This is a genomic window from Gelidibacter salicanalis (assembly GCF_016469035.1).
Lineage (GTDB): Bacteria > Bacteroidota > Bacteroidia > Flavobacteriales > Flavobacteriaceae > Gelidibacter > Gelidibacter salicanalis_A.
In genome coordinates, this window is the sequence record NZ_JAEHJZ010000474.1 from 1 (window position 1) to 264 (window position 264).

Here is a 264-nt window from a genome sequence, read left to right on the forward strand (position 1 = left end):
CCGTTCAACGCTTCGAGGGAACCACGAACGTCAGATTTGAGGACGATGTTGAGCGTCTTCTTCTCTGCCTGGCCCATGTTCTCGAAGATGTTTTCCAGCTTGCCGGCGTGAGCGCGAGCCAGTTTGACTTCGCGGAACTTGCCTTGACGGAACAGAGCCACTTCACGGGCTTTCTTCTCGTCCGACAGCACGCTCATCTCGTCGCCAGCGTCCGGGGTACCGTCCAGGCCGAGGATCTCGACAGGGATGGAAGGACCCGCTTCC

Annotated in this window: 1 protein-coding gene; it reads right to left on the reverse strand. The window is 59.1% G+C overall.

Going from position 1 to position 264, the window contains the following annotated elements; translation table 11 throughout:
- On the reverse strand, positions 1-264 hold a 264-nt coding region (locus JEM65_RS21855; protein ID WP_439953528.1), incomplete at both ends, for a hypothetical protein.